Annotated in this window: 14 protein-coding genes and 1 rRNA gene; 6 read left to right on the top strand and 9 right to left on the bottom strand. The window is 62.6% G+C overall.

Annotated elements, in window-relative coordinates; genetic code table 11:
• Positions 1-27: 27 nt before the first annotated feature.
• The 7 genes from V6M89_RS17760 to V6M89_RS17730 all read right to left on the bottom strand — a co-directional run bounded on the left by V6M89_RS17760 (position 28) and on the right by V6M89_RS17730 (position 6,079).
• A complete protein-coding gene (locus V6M89_RS17760; RefSeq protein WP_008444930.1) occupies positions 28-297 on the bottom strand; it encodes an HPr family phosphocarrier protein in 270 nt (89 codons plus the stop codon).
• Positions 298-346: 49 nt separating this feature from the next.
• Positions 347-754 (bottom strand): PTS sugar transporter subunit IIA, encoded by a 408-nt coding sequence (locus V6M89_RS17755; RefSeq protein WP_332854407.1) that lies wholly within the window; start codon positions 752-754, stop codon positions 347-349.
• A gap of 60 nt (positions 755-814) precedes the next feature.
• Complete coding sequence (gene gshB / locus V6M89_RS17750) at positions 815-1,762, bottom strand: glutathione synthase (RefSeq protein WP_332854406.1); 948 nt, start codon at positions 1,760-1,762, stop codon at positions 815-817.
• A 150-nt stretch (positions 1,763-1,912) separates the two neighbouring features.
• Positions 1,913-3,214 (bottom strand): glutamate--cysteine ligase, encoded by a 1,302-nt coding sequence (gshA, locus tag V6M89_RS17745; RefSeq protein ID WP_332854405.1) that lies wholly within the window; start codon positions 3,212-3,214, stop codon positions 1,913-1,915.
• Positions 3,215-3,396: 182 nt separating this feature from the next.
• Entirely contained in the window at positions 3,397-4,953 is a 1,557-nt protein-coding gene (locus tag V6M89_RS17740) for an ammonium transporter (protein ID WP_332854404.1), read from the bottom strand.
• 11 nt (positions 4,954-4,964) lie between these two features.
• Complete coding sequence (locus V6M89_RS17735; protein WP_008444920.1) at positions 4,965-5,303, bottom strand: P-II family nitrogen regulator; 339 nt, start codon at positions 5,301-5,303, stop codon at positions 4,965-4,967.
• Positions 5,304-5,314: 11 nt separating this feature from the next.
• Positions 5,315-6,079 carry a TorF family putative porin gene (locus V6M89_RS17730; RefSeq protein WP_332854403.1) on the bottom strand — a complete coding sequence of 255 codons (765 nt, stop codon included), beginning with the start codon at positions 6,077-6,079 and terminating at the stop codon, positions 5,315-5,317.
• Positions 6,080-6,357: 278 nt separating this feature from the next.
• On the opposite strand from V6M89_RS17730, the gene V6M89_RS17725 reads away from it, so the two are divergent.
• The 6 genes from V6M89_RS17725 (at position 6,358) to V6M89_RS17700 (ending at position 11,645) form a co-directional block, all read left to right on the top strand.
• Positions 6,358-6,597 carry an accessory factor UbiK family protein gene (locus V6M89_RS17725; protein ID WP_332854402.1) on the top strand — a complete coding sequence of 80 codons (240 nt, stop codon included), beginning with the start codon at positions 6,358-6,360 and terminating at the stop codon, positions 6,595-6,597.
• Between the two features lie 97 nt (positions 6,598-6,694).
• Positions 6,695-8,206 carry a YifB family Mg chelatase-like AAA ATPase gene (locus V6M89_RS17720; RefSeq protein ID WP_332854401.1) on the top strand — a complete coding sequence of 504 codons (1,512 nt, stop codon included), beginning with the start codon at positions 6,695-6,697 and terminating at the stop codon, positions 8,204-8,206.
• Between the two features lie 162 nt (positions 8,207-8,368).
• Positions 8,369-8,824, top strand: coding sequence for an Ohr family peroxiredoxin (locus V6M89_RS17715; protein WP_332854400.1), 456 nt, complete (start codon positions 8,369-8,371; stop codon positions 8,822-8,824).
• 93 nt (positions 8,825-8,917) lie between these two features.
• Entirely contained in the window at positions 8,918-10,624 is a 1,707-nt protein-coding gene (locus V6M89_RS17710) for a M1 family metallopeptidase (protein WP_332854399.1), read from the top strand.
• Entirely contained in the window at positions 10,624-11,130 is a 507-nt protein-coding gene (locus V6M89_RS17705; protein WP_332854398.1) for a hypothetical protein, read from the top strand. The genes V6M89_RS17710 and V6M89_RS17705 overlap by 1 nt, the downstream gene beginning before the upstream one ends.
• A gap of 173 nt (positions 11,131-11,303) precedes the next feature.
• Positions 11,304-11,645 carry a DUF1840 domain-containing protein gene (locus V6M89_RS17700; RefSeq protein WP_332854397.1) on the top strand — a complete coding sequence of 114 codons (342 nt, stop codon included), beginning with the start codon at positions 11,304-11,306 and terminating at the stop codon, positions 11,643-11,645.
• 10 nt (positions 11,646-11,655) lie between these two features.
• Here the strand turns inward: V6M89_RS17700 and V6M89_RS17695 are convergent, their stop codons facing one another.
• Positions 11,656-15,564 carry a sensor histidine kinase gene (locus V6M89_RS17695; protein ID WP_332854396.1) on the bottom strand — a complete coding sequence of 1,303 codons (3,909 nt, stop codon included), beginning with the start codon at positions 15,562-15,564 and terminating at the stop codon, positions 11,656-11,658.
• 214 nt (positions 15,565-15,778) lie between these two features.
• Positions 15,779-15,891, bottom strand: a 5S ribosomal RNA gene (gene rrf, locus V6M89_RS17690).
• Between the last annotated feature and the right edge of the window lie 151 nt (positions 15,892-16,042).

The following is a 16,042-nucleotide window of genomic DNA, read 5'->3' as shown; positions in this document are numbered from 1 at the left end:
TGCGGGGACGGCTGCGTTCCGCGGGCATTACTCGCCTTCGCCGAACTTGTCGTTGACCAGCGCCGTCAGTGCGGCGATGCAATCGCCCTCATCGGCGCCGTCGGCTTCCAGCGTGACCTTGGCGCCCTTGCCGGCGGCCAGCATCATCACGCCCATGATGGACTTGGCGTTAATGCGGCGCGCGTTGCGGGTCAGCCAGACGTCGCTTTGAAATTTTGCTGCCAGTTGGGTGAATTTGGCGGAGGCACGCGCATGCAAACCAAGCTTGTTGATAATCTCAAGTTCTTGTTGAATCATTTTTCTTTTGTCTCAATCAGAAATGCGCACTGCAAAAATAATTCCGGAGTCAGGATTGCCCGACCCGGATTCGGTTATCGACGCGCACTGCCCCACTTTGCGCGCCGGCCAGGGCCATTTCCACCACCACGTCCAGCGCATCGCGGCGGTAGGTGATGGCGCGCAGCAGCATCGGCAAACTGATGCCCGCGATCACCTCCACCCGGCCGGCGTCCGCCAGGCGGTTACAGCAATTGGCGGGCGTGCCGCCTTTGACGTCGGTGATGACCAGCACCCCGTCGCCGTCGTCGAGACGCTTGATCGCCGCCGCCGCCAGTGCCTGGACTTCGCCGAGGTCCTGGTCGGCGATCACGTCGATCGCCTCCAGCCGCTCGGTGGGACCACGGAACACATGGGCGCAGGCGGCAATGAAGGCCTGTCCCAGTGGTGCGTGCGTCATAAGCAGTATGCCAACCATATTCTTAAACCGCCAGTGAGCGCGGACGTTTTTTGACGTCCGGCGCGTGTTAATTGTTAGTTATTTGCCCTGCACGGCCGCTTCGACGGCGTCGACGAACATCGCCGCCACCTGGAAGCCCGTTTGCTGGGTGATTTCCTGGAAGCAGGTTGGACTGGTGACGTTCACTTCCGTTAAGCAATCACCAATAACGTCTAATCCTACCAGCAACAAGCCGCGGGCGGCCAGTATCGGGCCCAGGGTATTGGCAATTTCATAATCGCGCTCGGTCAGCGGCTGGGCCACGCCGACGCCGCCGGCCGCCAGGTTGCCGCGCACTTCGCCGTTCTGCGGAATGCGCGCCAGCGAGTACGGCACCGGCTTGCCGGCGATCACCAGGATCCGCTTGTCGCCCTTGACGATCTCGGGAATATAGCGCTGCACCATGATGGTGCGGGCGCCGTTGTCGGTCAGCGTTTCGATGATGGAGCCGAGGTTCATGCCGTCGGCCGTCACGCGGAACACGCCGGCGCCGCCCATGCCGTCCAGCGGCTTGAGGATGATGTCGCCGTGGTGCTTCTGGAAGGCGCGGATGCGCGCTTCGTCGGCCGTCACCAGGGTCGGCGAGGTGAACTGGCTGAACTGGGCGATCGACAGTTTTTCGTTGTGGTCGCGGATCGCGGACGGCTTGTTGAACACCTTGGCGCCCTGCTTCTCGGCCAGCTCCAGCAGGTAGGTGCCGTAGATGTACTCCATGTCGAACGGAGGATCCTTGCGCTGGATGATGGCGTCGAACTCGCCCAGCTTGGTTTCGTGTGACGGCGCCGCGCGGTACCAGTCGTGGCTGTCGCCGGTGATGGTGATCGCGGCCGCGTTGGCGTAGACCACGCCGCTGTCCAGCGCCATGTCTTTTTGCTCGAAGGCGTAGACGGTGTGGCCGCGTTTGGCCGCTTCCACCATCATGGCGTAGGTCGAATCCTTGTAGGTTTTAAAACTGGCCAAGGGATCGGCGAGGAAAGCTATTTTCATGGGCGCATCCATTCTGGGTAATGCCTGATTTTAGCCGAGATTCGCCTTAGGCACCGGCCGAGCCCGCCCTCGTCGTTCCCGCGCAGGCGGGAACCCATGCTGAGCGTCCACAGTCGCGTTCTATGGATTCCCGCCTGCGCGGGAACGACGTCAATAGACTTCCGGGTTGGGATCGGTGCGTTCCATTTCCAGCGACGCCGCCAGCAAGGCCAGCCGCGCCACCACGCCGTAGACGTAGAAACGGTTGGGCGCCGCCGTGCCCGGCTTGGCCTTCAGGTCCGGCACCGCGTGCTGCTGGGCGAACGCCAGCGGCACGTACTGCGAACCGGGCGCGTTGAGGTTCTGGTCGATGCCCTTTTCCGCGTGCACGCGGTAGAAACCGCCCACCACGTAGCGGTCGATCATGTAGACCACCGGCTCGGCCACGGCGTCCTTGATGCTCTCGAAGGTCGGCACGCCTTCCTGGATGATGAAGTCGGTCACTTCCTTGCCATCCTTGATGACGATCATCTTGTCGCGCTGGGCCTGGCTCAAGTCCTTGATTTCGCTGGAATCCTTGATCGTCAGGATGCTGGTGCCGTAGGTCCCGGCGTCCGGCTTGACGATCACGAACGGCTTCTGGTCCTTGATGCCGTATTCCTTGTACTTCTTCTTGATCTTGGACAGGAGCGCGTCGATATTGGCGGCCAGGCAGTCGTAGCCCTCGCCGGTGCGGAAATTGACGGCGTCGCACTTGGCGTGGAACGGATTCAGCATCCACGGATCGACGCCGATCAACTTGCCGAACTTCTTGACCACCTCGTCGTAGGCGTTCATGTGGTTGCCCTTGCGGCGCACGGCCCAGCCGGCATGCAGCGGTGGCAGCAGGCTTTGCTCGTGGATGTTCTGCAAAATGTCAGGAATGCCGGCCGACAGGTCGTTGTTCAGCAAGATCGTGCACGGGTCGAAATCCTTCAGGCCCAGGCGGCGGCCGTTGGCCGAACGCACCAGCGGCTCGACCACCAGCATATTGCCGTCGGGCAGGGCCAGCGGGGTCGGCTGGGTGATTTCCGGCGACAGCGAACCCAGGCGCACGTGCAGGCCGGTCTGGCGGAAGATCTGCATCAGCCGCGCGACGTTCTGCCAGTAGGTCGGATGGCGCTGGGTCACTTCCGGGATCAGCAGCAGGTTGCGGGCGTCCGGGCAGTATTTGTCGATGGCGGCCATGGCGGCCTGCACCGACAGCGGCAGCATTTCCGTCGCCAGATGGTTGAAGCCGCCGGGGAACAGATTGGTGTCGACCGGCGCCAGCTTGTAGCCGGCATTGCGCATATCGACCGAGCAATAGAACGGCGGCGTGTGCTCCTGCCACTCCAGGCGGAACCAGCGCTCAATGGCCGGCGTTGCCGCCAGGATCTTTTCTTCGAGGTCGAGCAGCGGTCCGGTCAGGGCCGTGACAAGATGGGGAACCATGATTACTTCCTTAAATGATGCGGGAGGACGACCCTCCAGGCACGCAGAACATCAGATATTACCGTGCAGATACCCCAAATCGGGGCGAAAACCCTATTTTAAAGGCGGGAAATAAAAAAAGCGCCTCTTTTGGAGGCGCTTTTCGATGAGCCCGCCGTGGCGGGTCCATACAACATTATCGATTATGCATGGTAGGCCGACTCGCCATGGCTGGTGATGTCCAGGCCTTCGCGCTCTTCTTCTTCCGGCACGCGCAGACCGATGACCACGTCGACCAGTTTGTAAGCGATCAGCGAAACCACGGCCGACCACAGGACGGTGGTGCCGATGGCGGTGCCCTGAATCGTCACTTGGCTGACGATCGAGTATGGATCAGCCGACATCTTGTTGGTGACGTAGTCGAAGATGCCCTGGCCGCCCAGCGATGGCGAAGCGAACACGCCGGTCAGCAGCGCGCCCAGGATACCGCCGACGCCGTGCACGCCGAACACGTCCAGCGAGTCGTCGGCGCCCAGCAGGCGTTTCAGGCCGTTCACGCCCCACAGGCAGATGACACCGGCCAGCAGGCCCATGATCAGCGCGCCCATCGGACCGACGTAGCCGCACGCCGGGGTGATGGCCACCAGGCCGGCAACGGCGCCCGAAGCGGCACCCAGCATCGAAGGCTTGCCTTTGACGATCCACTCGCCCAGCAGCCAGGACATGGTGGCGGCGGCGGTAGCCAGCAGCGTGTTGACGAAGGCCAGTGCGGCGACGTCGCCCGCTTCCAGTGCCGAACCGGCATTGAAACCGAACCAGCCGACCCACAGCAGCGAAGCGCCGATCATGGTCATGGTCAGCGAGTGCGGCGCCATGGATTCGCGGCCGTAGCCGACGCGTTTGCCCATCATGTAAGCGCCCACCAGGCCGGCAACAGCGGCGTTGATGTGCACCACGGTGCCGCCGGCGAAGTCCAGTGCGCCTTTTTGCCACAGGAAGCCGGCCTTGGCGGTTTCGGTCGCCAGCGTTGCGGCATCCTTGATCGCGTCAGGGCCGGTCCAGAACCAGACCATGTGGGCGATCGGCAGGTAAGCGAAGGTGAACCACAGCACGATGAAGGCCAGTACGGCGGTGAACTTGGCGCGTTCGGCGAAGGAACCGACGATCAGGCCGCAGGTGATGGCGGCGAAGGTCGCCTGGAACACCACGTACACGAACTCCGGAATGACCACGCCTTTGCTGAAGGTGGCGGCGGTGGAGAAAGTGGCCTTGGCCGGATCCCAGATACCGTTCAGGAACAGGCGGTCGAATTTGCCGACGAAGGCGTTGCCTTCGGTGAAGGCCAGCGAGTAGCCGTACACGCACCACAGCACGATGATCAGCGCGAAGATGGTGAACACCTGCAGCAGGATGGACAGCATGTTCTTGGAACGGACCAGGCCGCCGTAGAACAGCGCCAGGCCGGGAATCGACATCATGATGACCAGGATGGTCGAGACCATCATCCAGGCGGTATCGCCTTTATTCGGTACAGGGGCGGCGGCCGGGGCGGCCGGAGCGGCTTCCGCCGGCGCGGCGGCGGCCGGGGCAGCGGCTGGCGCGGCGGCAACAGGTGCCGCTTCAGGCGCCGACGCGGCAGGTGCTACAGCGGAGGCGACCGGGGCCGAAGCAGCCGGTTTGGCATCCTCGGCGTGCACCGGCGCGGACAGCGCGAACAGGATGGATACCCCAGCCAGCAATGTTGTTATAGTTTTCTTCATCAAGCTTCCCCTTAAAGAGCTTCGTTGCCGGTTTCGCCGGTACGAATGCGTATGACTTGTTCCAGGTTGTACACGAAGATTTTGCCGTCGCCGATTTTGCCGGTGCGGGCAGCGCCTTCGATCGCTTCTATCGCTTGCTCGACGATGGAATCGTCCACCGCCGCTTCGATCTTGGTCTTGGGCAGGAAGTCCACCACGTATTCCGCACCGCGGTACAGCTCGGTGTGGCCTTTCTGGCGACCGAAGCCTTTGACCTCGGTCACGGTGATGCCTTGCACGTTGATCGCCGACAGGGCCTCGCGGACCTCGTCGAGCTTGAACGGCTTGATAATGGCGGTAATCATTTTCATGCTGGCCTCGCTTAGAAGGTTTTGGAAATGGTCAGGACAGCCCCGGTTTTAGCCAGGTTCTTCCCATCCGGTCCGACGTAGGCTTTCGTGTCGGCATAGACCGCCGCCAATGCCACCGTCACTACGCCGAAATCTTTGGTCACGCCCAGCTTGTAGTCGGTGTAGCTGGAGGCGCCGTTGTGCTTGACGTTCTGGTGGCCGGCGTGCACGTTCAGCACATAGCCGTCGGTCAGTTCGAAGTTGCCGGATGCGTCGAGGTAGCCGCTGTTCTTGCTGTCTGCGAAGCCGAACAGGTTGGTCGTCGATTGCGAGTATTTCAGCGTGACCGGGCCGTAGCCGATCTGGCCGTACAATTCGAAGGTGTTGGCGCTAGGGTGCAGGCCATTCGATGGGTAGAAGTAGTACAGGCCGCCGACGTCATAGGTCACATCCTTGACGATCTCGCCGCGTTTGCCTGCGTACAGATCCCATTCGACATCGCCGTCGCCGCCGGCGTCCTTGGTCCACTTGATGGTGGACAGCCAGGTACCGGCATAAAAGCCGGTTGGGTTGTTGGTGTAGTCCGCGCCGCCCTGCAATGCAGGTTTCAGACGGGTTTGCGATACACCGCGGTAACGGTAGTCGCTGACAATGGCCGCATTGAAGCTGACTTCATTGTCCGGTTTCGCTTCCGCCGCGGGTGCCGCGTCTTCGGCGCGCGCCATACCGGCGCTCATGGAGGCGAATGCTAAAGTCAACGCTGCGATCAGGGTGAAGTTCTTGCTCAAGCTTTTCATAGTTGTTTTCCTTGTGTAGTTGAACTTATTTAGCAGTTGCGGTTTAAAATCCTGTTTATGACGAAGCGGTGTATGCGTTCATAGCTTCTGTAGCAGAATGCGTGCCAGCTAATGTTGCCGAGGTGATAGCTGCCGTATCAACTAGGGCAACGGGACCGCATTTGAAAGAATGTGAGAATGGGATGGGTGCGGCGGTGATTTTGCCGATTTTCGCACCACATTAAGGCTGGAGTGCACTGCAATGGTGCAGTGCATTGCTGGCGAGATCAAGGAATATTATGGATATGAACACTTTTTTCAACGACTTGCAAAGCAAGATCAATCAGGCCATCGAAAACTCACCAGCAAAGGACATCGAGAAGAATGTGAAGTCGATGATGACCCAGGGTTTTGCCAAGCTGGACCTGGTGACGCGCGAGGAATTTGATGTCCAGGCTCAAGTCCTGGCCAAGACCCGCGCCAAGCTGGAAGCGCTGGAAGCGCGCCTGGCGGAACTGGAAACCAAAGCCGGCCAATAAAGCAGGTCCGCGCCGCGCCCGTTTGGGCTAGCGCAAAGCACCACAGCGGGCCTGGGCTACGCTGGCGGCTGGTATCCCACTGGTCGTCCGTGTATCCATGAGCCTAGCCGTACTCAAAAGCCGCGCCCTGGCGGGCATGGAGGCGCAGGAGGTCAGCGTCGAAGTGCATCTGGCCAACGGCTTGCCGGCCTTCACCATCGTCGGCCTGGCCGACACCGAGGTCAAGGAAGCCAAGGACCGCGTCCGCGCCGCCATCCAGAACGGCGGCTTTGAATTTCCCGCACAACGCATCACCGTCAACCTGGCGCCCGCTGATTTACCAAAAGAGTCCGGCAGATTCGATTTGCCGATCGCGCTGGGCATCCTGGCGGCGTCCAAACAGATCCCCGCCTCCCGCCTGCATCAATACGAGTTCGCCGGCGAGCTGTCGCTGTCCGGCGAGTTGCGGCCGATACGCGGCGCGCTGGCAATGTCGCTGGCGACGCGCCGCGACGGCGGCACGCTGGCCTTCATCCTGCCGCTGGCCAATGCCGACGAGGCCGCACTGGTCGGCAACGCCGCCATCTACCCGGCGCAATCGCTGCTGCAGGTGTGCAGCCATTTCGCGGCCAAGTCGGTCGAGGCCATGCTGTCGCGCCATGACTCGGCGCCGCTGGTGGCGCCGCTGGAGTATCCCGACTTTGCCGACGTCAAAGGACAGGTGTTCGCCAAGCGGGCGCTGGAGGTGGCGGCCGCAGGCAATCACTCGGTTTTGCTGGTCGGTCCGCCAGGCGCCGGCAAGACCATGCTGGCGGTGCGCTTCCCCGGCCTGCTGCCGGAGATGACGGACGAGGAAGCATTGGAAGCGGCCGCCGTGCAATCGCTGACGGGCGCCTTCCACATCGAGCAATGGAAGCGCCGTCCATTCCGCTCGCCGCACCACACCTCATCCGGCGTGGCGCTGGTCGGCGGCGGCAGCGTGCCGAGGCCGGGCGAGATTTCGCTGGCGCACCGGGGCGTGCTGTTTCTTGATGAATTACCCGAGTTCGCGCGCAGCGTACTGGATGTCTTGCGCGAGCCGCTGGAGTCGGGCCGCATCACCATTTCGCGCGCCGCCCGGCAGGCCGACTTCCCCGCCCACTTCCAGCTGATCGCCGCGATGAACCCCTGCCCTTGCGGCTACGACGGCCACATCAGCGGCATCTGCCGCTGTACGCCGGACCTTATCCAGCGCTACCAGGGCCGCGTCTCCGGGCCGCTGCTGGACCGCATCGACATCCAGATGGAAGTGGGGGCGGTCCATCCCGACATTCTGGCGACGGACGCCAACGGCGAACCGTCGCGCGTGATCGCCGCCCGCGTGCAGGCGGCCACCAATCGCCAGCTGCAGCGCCAGGGCAAGCGCAACCAGTACCTGAGCACGCGCGAGATCGACCAACACTGCAAACTCGACCGCCCCGGCAAGGCAAGCCTGAAACAGAGCATGGAATGCTTCCACTGGTCCGGCCGGGCCTACCACCGCATCCTGCGCGTGGCCCGCACCATCGCCGACCTGGACGGCAGCGAGCGCATCCTCGAACGGCACGTCCAGGAAGCGGTCCAGTACCGGCGGGCGCTGCGCGACCGCTAAATGCATTTGTTTTTATCTATCGCCGCAGCACTATCGATGAAATATCGCACTATTCAATCGCATGCGCTTTACATTGCCACAGATACGCCTATACTAGATACATCGGATGCGATTTAAACGGATGCGATTACACTTTACCCACACAATCACCAGGATCTAATCATGAGCAAAATCACCCAAGTTCTCGTCACCGGCAAGACCCACACCACCGGCGCCGACTCCGCCATCTTTTCCGGCAATCACGAAGGCAAACTGAACCTCCACCTGACTTCACCAGGCAATCCCGCCGCTCGCACCTACCAGTTCGACGCCGTCGTAGCCCACCCCACCGCCGAACAACTGTTCGCCGGCGCCTGGTCGGCTTGCTATAGCGGCGCCGTCGGCATCGTCGCCAAACAATTGAATGTGGTGCTGCCGGCGGATACCGCGGTGGAAATCGAAGTCGACCTGGGCATGGGCGGCAACGAGTACTTCCTGCAGGCGCGTCTGACCTTGATCGTGCCCGGCGTCGACCGCGAGCTGGCCATCAAAATCGCCCACGGCGCCGATGCCATGTGCCCCTACTCCAAGGCCACCAAAGGCAACATCGACGTGACGCTGAATATCGTCACCGCCTGATGCTGTGATTGCAGGGGGATACCCAGGATGCGTTACATTTACCGTCGTTATTCTTGCTACTATGTTGCACAACGAATATTCAACGGGAATTCGATGACACGCCTGCCCCTCTACCTCGCCGCCAGCGCGCTGCTGGCCGGTTGCGCCACCACCCAGCTGCCGCTGACCGACTTCACCGCCAACTCCGGCAGCCCGCGCGCGCCGGAGCAACTGGCCGTCACGTTCGAACAGGCCGACCTGGCGCTGCGCGTCGATCCCGCCACCCGCAGCATCAACGGCGACGCCGCGCTGACCTTCCTGGCCAGCGCGCCACTGACCCGCATCGCGGTCGAACTGGACCGCAACCTGCCCATCGATTTCGCCAGCGTGGACGGCGTGCAACTGGCGCCGTCGGCGATCAGCAATCCGGACGGCCGCCTCTACCTGACCCTGCCGACGCCGCTGGCGGCCGGCGCCCGCACGACCGTGCGCATCCGCTACCACGGCGTGCCGCACGTGGCCTCGCACGCGCCGTGGGACGGCGCCTTCATGTGGAGCAAGACCGAAGACGGCCAGCCGTGGATTACCACAACGGTCGAAGGCGAAGGCTGCGACCTGTTCTGGCCCTGCATCGACCATCCGCAAGGCAAGCCGAAATTGATCGAGCTGCATATCAGCGTGCCGTCGCCGCTGGTGGTGGCCGGCAACGGCGTCGCGCTCGGCATGGACGAGAAGGATGGCTGGCGCACCTACCACTGGCGCGCCAAGAATCCCAGCACCTACGGCGTCGCCCTCAACATCGGCCCCTACGAGGTGCTGTCCGGCGAATACGACAGCCGCTACGGCAACAAGATCCCGCTGCGCATGTGGTACCTGAAGGGCCACGACAAGCAGGCCCAGGGCCTGTTCGCCGAATTCGGACCGATGCTGGATTTCTTCGAGGCCCGCATCGGCCCCTATCCGTTTGGCGACGAGAAGATGGGCGTGGTTGAAACCCCGCACCTGGGCATGGAGCACCAGACCATCAACGCCTACGGCAACGGCTACACCAAGTCGCCGCTGGGCTACGACTGGCTGCTGCACCACGAGCTGTCGCACGAATGGTTCGGCAACCAGATGACCAACGCCGACTGGGACGATATGTGGCTGCACGAAGGCTTCGGCAGCTATATGCAACCGCTGTACCTGGAGCACCTGCGCGGCGAAAGGGAATTTCAGGCCGAGCTGTTCACCCAGCGCAAGTCGCTGCTCAACAAGGTGCCCGTGGTCAGCGGAAAATCGAAGCGCATCGAAGATGTCTACGAAGACAAGCGAGGCGGCCCCGGCAACGATATCTACACCAAGGGTTCGCTGATCCTGCACACGCTGCGCAACCTGATCGGCGACGACGCCTTCTTCCGCGCCACGCGCCGCATGGTCTACGGCACCGAGACGCCCAAGCCGGGCAACTTCACGCCGCGCTACAGCAGCACCAGGGAATTCATCGCCATCGCCAACGAGGCCAGCGGCCGCGACCTGGGCTGGTTCTTCGACGCCTACCTGTACCACGCGGCGCTGCCGGAGCTGGTCGAGGAGCGCAGCGGCAATCAGCTCAAGCTGAGCTGGAAGCTGAAGGATGGCGGCGCCTTCCCGATGCCGCTCGAAGTGCGCGTCAACGGCCGCATCGAAACACTGGTCATGACCGACGGCAAAGGCGAGCTGACGCTGCCGCCGCAAGCGCTGTACACCATCGATCCGAACTCCCGCGTGCTACGCCAGCAAGTCCATATCGACGACTGGAAGCAGCAGGAAGAGCAACGTAAAAAGAAAGCCAAATCCTGATGAAAAAAATCTCCCTGGCGCTGCTGCTGGCGGCCGCCCTGTCGGCCTGCAGCCCGCAATACGATTGGCGCGACTACCGCAGCAATGACGCGCCCTACGCCGTGCTCTTCCCCGGCAAGCCTGCCAGCCAGACCCGCAGCATCCAGCTCGATACCCTGTCGGTGAACATGACCATGACGGCGGCCGAAGTGGACGGCGTCATCTTCGCCGTCGGCAGCGCCCAGCTGCCGGATGCGGCCCAGGGCCCGGCCGCGATCGAGGCCATGAAGACCGCGCTGGTCAACAATATCGGCGCCACCGTCACCAGCGCCAAATCATCGGGCGACGGCAAACAGGCCACGCTCGATGTCGAGGCCAAGGGCAGCCGGAATGGCGAAACGATGCGCCTGATCGGCCACTTCATCGCCAGGGACAAGCGGATCTACCAGGTCATCGTCATGGGCCGCGACAAGCATATCGTGCAGGACCAGGTCGAAACCTACCTCAGCTCCTTCAAACTGAACTGAAACATAGGCGCTGGCTTAGGAAATGCTTAATCTGATGTGCGCTAGCGCTCATACAGATGGGCTTGCCTCTTGTATAGTGACCGTCAGGCCTGATGTCTGGAATACGGTGACTGCTACAGCAAGAAACGGTGCACCGTGCTATCGTTCCAACTACAAGATTAAGAAAGCACGCTATGTTAATTTCCTTCAAATCGAAGTCCAGTCCAGAAGTTCTGATGTACCAGGAACATGCCCAGCGCATCTTGGACTTGCTGCACAAGAATCCTACGCGCGGCGTGATCACGGCGGAGGAAGCGGCCCACGCCCTGTCCCTGCTCGAAGGTGAAGTTGCTGCGAGCAAATTGCATCCGGAAACGGACGTCGAACACGACATCCACACCCATGAGCAGGAAGACGGCGAATCGACGGAACACGCGGTGATGCAACGGGTCGGTTTTGCCGCCCGCGCCTTCCCGCTGCTGGAAATGCTGCGCTCGGCCAAGCAGGAAAACGAGAGCATCATCTGGGGCATCTGAGCCCCGCCGGCTAGTCGCCCAACAGCGTCGCCTTGAGCGGCAGATCCAGCGTAAAACGCGTGCCCACATCGAGCGCGCTGTCGACCCGGATGGTGCCGTCAAGCAGCGAGGTGACGATGTTGTAGGTGATGCTCAGCCCCAGGCCGTTGCCGCCCTGTCCCAGCTTGGTGGTGAAGAAGGGATCGAAGATGCGCGCCTGGTGTTCCAGCTGGATGCCCTTGCCGTCATCCTGGAACACGATGCGCACCTGGTCCGGCCCCAGCCGCACCGCCCACAGCTTGATGACGCCACCGCTGCGTCCCTCAAACGCATGCAGCAGCGCGTTGTTGATCAGGTTGATGATGACCTGGCCGTAAGGGCCGGGGAAGCTGTCCATCTGTATATCGTCCGGCATTTCCAACTCCACCTGATGGCCGGCCTTGCGGATCTGGTTCTTCATCGTCGTCACGATTTCCTGGCTGGCCTGGTGCAGATTGAAGTGGCGCCGCTTGGCGCTGGCCTGGTCCACCGCCACCTGCTTGAAACTGTTCACCAATTCCGCCGCGTTGCGCAGGCTGCGCATCAGCAGCAGCGACGCTTCGCGCGCTGACTCGATGAAGCTGCTCAGGTCCGAACGGCGCAAGATGTTCTGGGTCTGGCGCAGGTCGATCTCCGCCGTCTTGTCCTCCAGCGTGCTGGCGATCACCAGGCTGTTGCCGATCGGCGTGTTCAGCTCGTGCGCGACACCCGCCACCAGCGCCCCCAGTGCCGCCAATTTCTCGCGCTCCACCAATTGCTGCTGCGTGTCCTGCAGCTTGCGGTAGGAATCGGCGTTGGCGAACGCCACCGCCACGTAGGAGGCCAGCGTGGTCAGCATGTCGAGATCGATGCGCTGGTAGGCGTCGGCGTGGTAGCTGTGCACCGTGATCACGCCGCGCACCTGGCCGGCCACCGAGATCGGCACATAGATCAGCGAACGCGGCTCGGTCGGCAGCGAGCCGTCCTCCAGCGTGCCCATGTCGTCGGCGCCGGAGACCAGCTGCAGGTGATCGATGTAGCGCTGGTACTCATGCTCCAGGTCGTTGATGAACACTTCCTGCGCGTGCGTGATGCACCACACCGCCAGCTGGTTGGGCTCGCGCATGCTGCGGGTGTAGGGCGTGTAGCGCTTGCCCTTCTCCATCGCGAAAGGATACTCGATCACTTCCTCCTTGGGCCGGTAGATGCCGATGCCGAACACGCTGGCGTCCATCAGCGCATGCACCTGCTGGTACAGCATCGACATGATGGCTTCGCTGTCCAGGTTGGCCGTGATGCGGCGGCCGATATCGGACAGCAACGAGATGTTCCGGTGCGCCAGCTCCACGCTTTCCTTCTGGTGCTCCACCTCGCGCTTTTGCCGCTCGATCGATTCCTTCTGCTGCACCAGCTCGCGCGTGCGGTTGCCCACTTCCGCCTCCAGCTCATGCTTCTGGTTCACCAGCATGCGGATGCGGATGCGGAACAACAGGTAGACGCCGCCCAACACCAGGCTCAGCAGCAGCAGGCGGAACCACCAGGTCTTCCACAGCGGCGGCGCGATGATCACTTCCATCGCCACCGGCTCGCTGCTCCAGACCCCGTCTTTGTTGGCGGCCTTGACGCGGAACACGTAGCGGCCGGCGTCCAGATTGGTGTAGGTGGCGAAGCGCTTGCCGGCGTCGGCCGTCACCCATTGCGGATCGAAGCCTTCCAGCTGGTAGGCGAAGCGGTTGCGCTGCGGATCGGCGTAATGCAGGCCGGCGAACTCGAACGAAAATACCGCGTCGCGGTAGCCCAGCCTGAGCGTCTTGGCTTCGTAGATCGGCCCCTTCTCCAGCACGTCGCTGCGCGCCTGGCCGGTCAGGATGGACTGGTTGAAAATGGAGAAATCGGTAATCGACACCGGCGGCGCATGCGGGTTGTCATGGATGCGCGACGGCTGGAACGCCGTCACGCCGGACAGGCCGCCAAAGAACAGCGTGCCGTCGGCCGCCTTGTAGCCCGAGCCGATGAAGTAGGAGCCGTCGATCAGGCCGTCGCGCGAGGTGTATTCCTTGAACACGCCGGTGTCGGGATTGAGCATCGCCAGGCCGGACGTGCTGCTGATCCACAAGCGGCCGTGGTCGTCGCCGAGGATGGCGCCGACCGGGTCCGGCGCGCGGCCGCTGCTGGTCGGGTAGAAGCGGAAATGCAGCTCGCCGTCGGCGCCCTGCTCGGCGCGGCACAAGCCGGCCGCCGTGCCTATCCACAGGCGGCCCTTGTCGTCTTCGTAGGTGTAGTGCACGCGCTTGTGGCTGAGACTGTCCGCCTTGCCGGGCTCGTGGCGATAGTGGCGGAAGGTGCCGCTGGCGCGGTCGAAACGGTCGAGGCCGTTTTCCGTGCCCACCCACAGCACGCCGTGGCTGTCCTCCATCAGCGAATAGATGCGGCCGTCCAGGCTGTTCGGGTCGGCGGCGTCGTGGCGCCAGGTGGTGACCGCGCTGGTTTGCGGATCAACGCGGTGCAAGCCGGCGCGCGAAGCCACCCAGATGACGCCGCCACGGTCGACCACGATGCGCTGTATCGTCGCCGCCGCAGGATCGGCATCCAGCGCGACCCGCGTGAACGGGCCGCCGGCCGCATCGCGCCAGGCCAGTCCGGTGATGCTGCCCACCCACAGGCGGCCGCGGCGGTCGGTCTGCAGCGCCTGGATCTGATCGCCCGGCAAGCTGGCCGGATCGCGGTCGCTATGGTGCCAGACCTCGGTTTCGCCCTTGGCGGTATCGAGCAGGGTCAGGCCGTTGCCGGTGCCCAGCCAGATCTTGTTGGGTCCGGCGCCGCTGATCACGCGCACCTTGTTGTTGCTGATGCTGGGCATCACGCCGGGGTATTCGGTGTAGCGTTCGAAGCCGCCGCTGGTCAGGTCCACCCAGTCCAGGCCGGTGTACCAGTTGCCCACCCACAGCGTGCCGGTGCGGTCCTGGTACAGCGCGCTGATCTGGTTGTCGCCGACGCCGTGGCGGTCCTGGCTGTTGTGGCGGTAGGTGTAGAAATGGCGCGTGACCGGATCGCGCCGTTTCAAGCCGTCGCTATAACTGCCGGCCCACAGCACGCCTTCGCTGTCGTGCAACAGCGCGGTGATGCGCAGCTCGTGCAAATCATCGGCCGCCGCCAGCGGCATGCGCTCGGCGCCGTCGCTGGCCAGGCGCCATGCCTGCAAGCCCTGCATGGTGCCGGCCCACAGCACCCCATCGGCGCCGATCGACAACGACAGAATATTGCTGGACGGCGCGGCGCCATCGCGCGCAGACCAGTGCTTGAACTTGCGGCCGCCGGCCTTCAACATTTCCAGGCCGCTGGCCGTGCCCACCCACAGGTTGCCGAACGAGTCGCGCGCCAGTGGGCCGATGCGGTCATCGCCCAGGCTATCTGCATCGGCGGCCGCGTGGCGCAGCGTCTGCACCTGGCCGCTGGCGATGTCCAGATGCTGCAGGCCTTCGCTGGTGGACAGCCACAGTCCCTGCGCGCCATCGCCGACGATGCTCAGGACGGTCAGGCCGCTCTTGCTGAGTTGGTGGACAAACGATTGGGTGGCTGGATCGTAGCGGTCCAGCCCGCCTTTGCTGCCGATCCAGATGGTGCCGTTGCCGTCTTCGTACAGCGCATGGATGTAGTTGTCGAGCAGGCTGTGGGTATTGGCCGGGTCGTTCTTGAAGGCGGTGGTGCGGTAGCCGTCGTGGCGGTTCAGTCCGGCCTGCGTGCCCAGCCACATGTAGCCGTGACGGTCCTGCAATACCGCAGTGACGGATTCCTGGGTCAGTCCCTGTTCAATGCCGAGGTGTTCGAACCGCAGGCTGAGCGGCGCGGCGCGCGCAATAGGCGTCAGCGCCAGCAAGAGCAGGCCACATAGAAGTATGGAACGTGTTGCGGAACCTGGCATAGGGCTGCGTCTCCTGGATGCAAGCCATTCTAATGCACAAAGGTAAAAAACCCCACCAATTCACTGGCGGGATTAGCACATGCTCACGCTCCGTAAAGGTAGCTTCATGCTGACCGTCGCGTAGCGTCAACGTGCAGCGAGCGATGCGGTCGTTGAGACGAAAAATGCGAAAAACCCCACCAAGATCACTTGGTGGGGTTCTTCTATATAACTAGCCTGACGATAACCTACTTTCACACTGGTTGCAGCACTATCATCGGCGCAGAGTTGTTTCACGGTCCTGTTCGGGATGGGAAGGGGTGGGACCAACTTGCTATGGTCATCAGGCATTGACTTGTACGAGCGACGCTTTCAGCGGCGCTCCGAATCTGGAGAAGTAAGTAAATGGGGTAATGAAGTTGTGTATCAACGAACGTTACAACGTACTTCTTATTCACCATAACCTGCTAAGGTTATAGGGACAAGCCGTACGGGCAAT

The organism is Duganella sp. S19_KUP01_CR8, assembly GCF_036688705.1.
Classification (GTDB): domain Bacteria; phylum Pseudomonadota; class Gammaproteobacteria; order Burkholderiales; family Burkholderiaceae_D; genus Rugamonas.
Note: the sequence above shows the minus strand (reverse complement) of the source record. Positions and strands in the feature narration are given on the sequence as shown.

What these genes read in the sequence shown, in the direction of transcription:
- V6M89_RS17760 (WP_008444930.1), bottom strand. Translation starts at nt 297, where the DNA reads ATGATTCAACAAGAACTTGAGATTATCAACAAGCTTGGTTTGCATGCG.
- V6M89_RS17755 (WP_332854407.1), bottom strand. Translation starts at nt 754, where the DNA reads ATGGTTGGCATACTGCTTATGACGCACGCACCACTGGGACAGGCCTTC.
- gshB (WP_332854406.1), bottom strand. Translation starts at nt 1,762, where the DNA reads ATGAAAATAGCTTTCCTCGCCGATCCCTTGGCCAGTTTTAAAACCTAC.
- gshA (WP_332854405.1), bottom strand. Translation starts at nt 3,214, where the DNA reads ATGGTTCCCCATCTTGTCACGGCCCTGACCGGACCGCTGCTCGACCTC.
- V6M89_RS17740 (WP_332854404.1), bottom strand. Translation starts at nt 4,953, where the DNA reads ATGAAGAAAACTATAACAACATTGCTGGCTGGGGTATCCATCCTGTTC.
- V6M89_RS17735 (WP_008444920.1), bottom strand. Translation starts at nt 5,303, where the DNA reads ATGAAAATGATTACCGCCATTATCAAGCCGTTCAAGCTCGACGAGGTC.
- V6M89_RS17730 (WP_332854403.1), bottom strand. Translation starts at nt 6,079, where the DNA reads ATGAAAAGCTTGAGCAAGAACTTCACCCTGATCGCAGCGTTGACTTTA.
- V6M89_RS17725 (WP_332854402.1), top strand. Translation starts at nt 6,358, where the DNA reads ATGGATATGAACACTTTTTTCAACGACTTGCAAAGCAAGATCAATCAG.
- V6M89_RS17720 (WP_332854401.1), top strand. Translation starts at nt 6,695, where the DNA reads ATGAGCCTAGCCGTACTCAAAAGCCGCGCCCTGGCGGGCATGGAGGCG.
- V6M89_RS17715 (WP_332854400.1), top strand. Translation starts at nt 8,369, where the DNA reads ATGAGCAAAATCACCCAAGTTCTCGTCACCGGCAAGACCCACACCACC.
- V6M89_RS17710 (WP_332854399.1), top strand. Translation starts at nt 8,918, where the DNA reads ATGACACGCCTGCCCCTCTACCTCGCCGCCAGCGCGCTGCTGGCCGGT.
- V6M89_RS17705 (WP_332854398.1), top strand. Translation starts at nt 10,624, where the DNA reads ATGAAAAAAATCTCCCTGGCGCTGCTGCTGGCGGCCGCCCTGTCGGCC.
- V6M89_RS17700 (WP_332854397.1), top strand. Translation starts at nt 11,304, where the DNA reads ATGTTAATTTCCTTCAAATCGAAGTCCAGTCCAGAAGTTCTGATGTAC.
- V6M89_RS17695 (WP_332854396.1), bottom strand. Translation starts at nt 15,564, where the DNA reads ATGCCAGGTTCCGCAACACGTTCCATACTTCTATGTGGCCTGCTCTTG.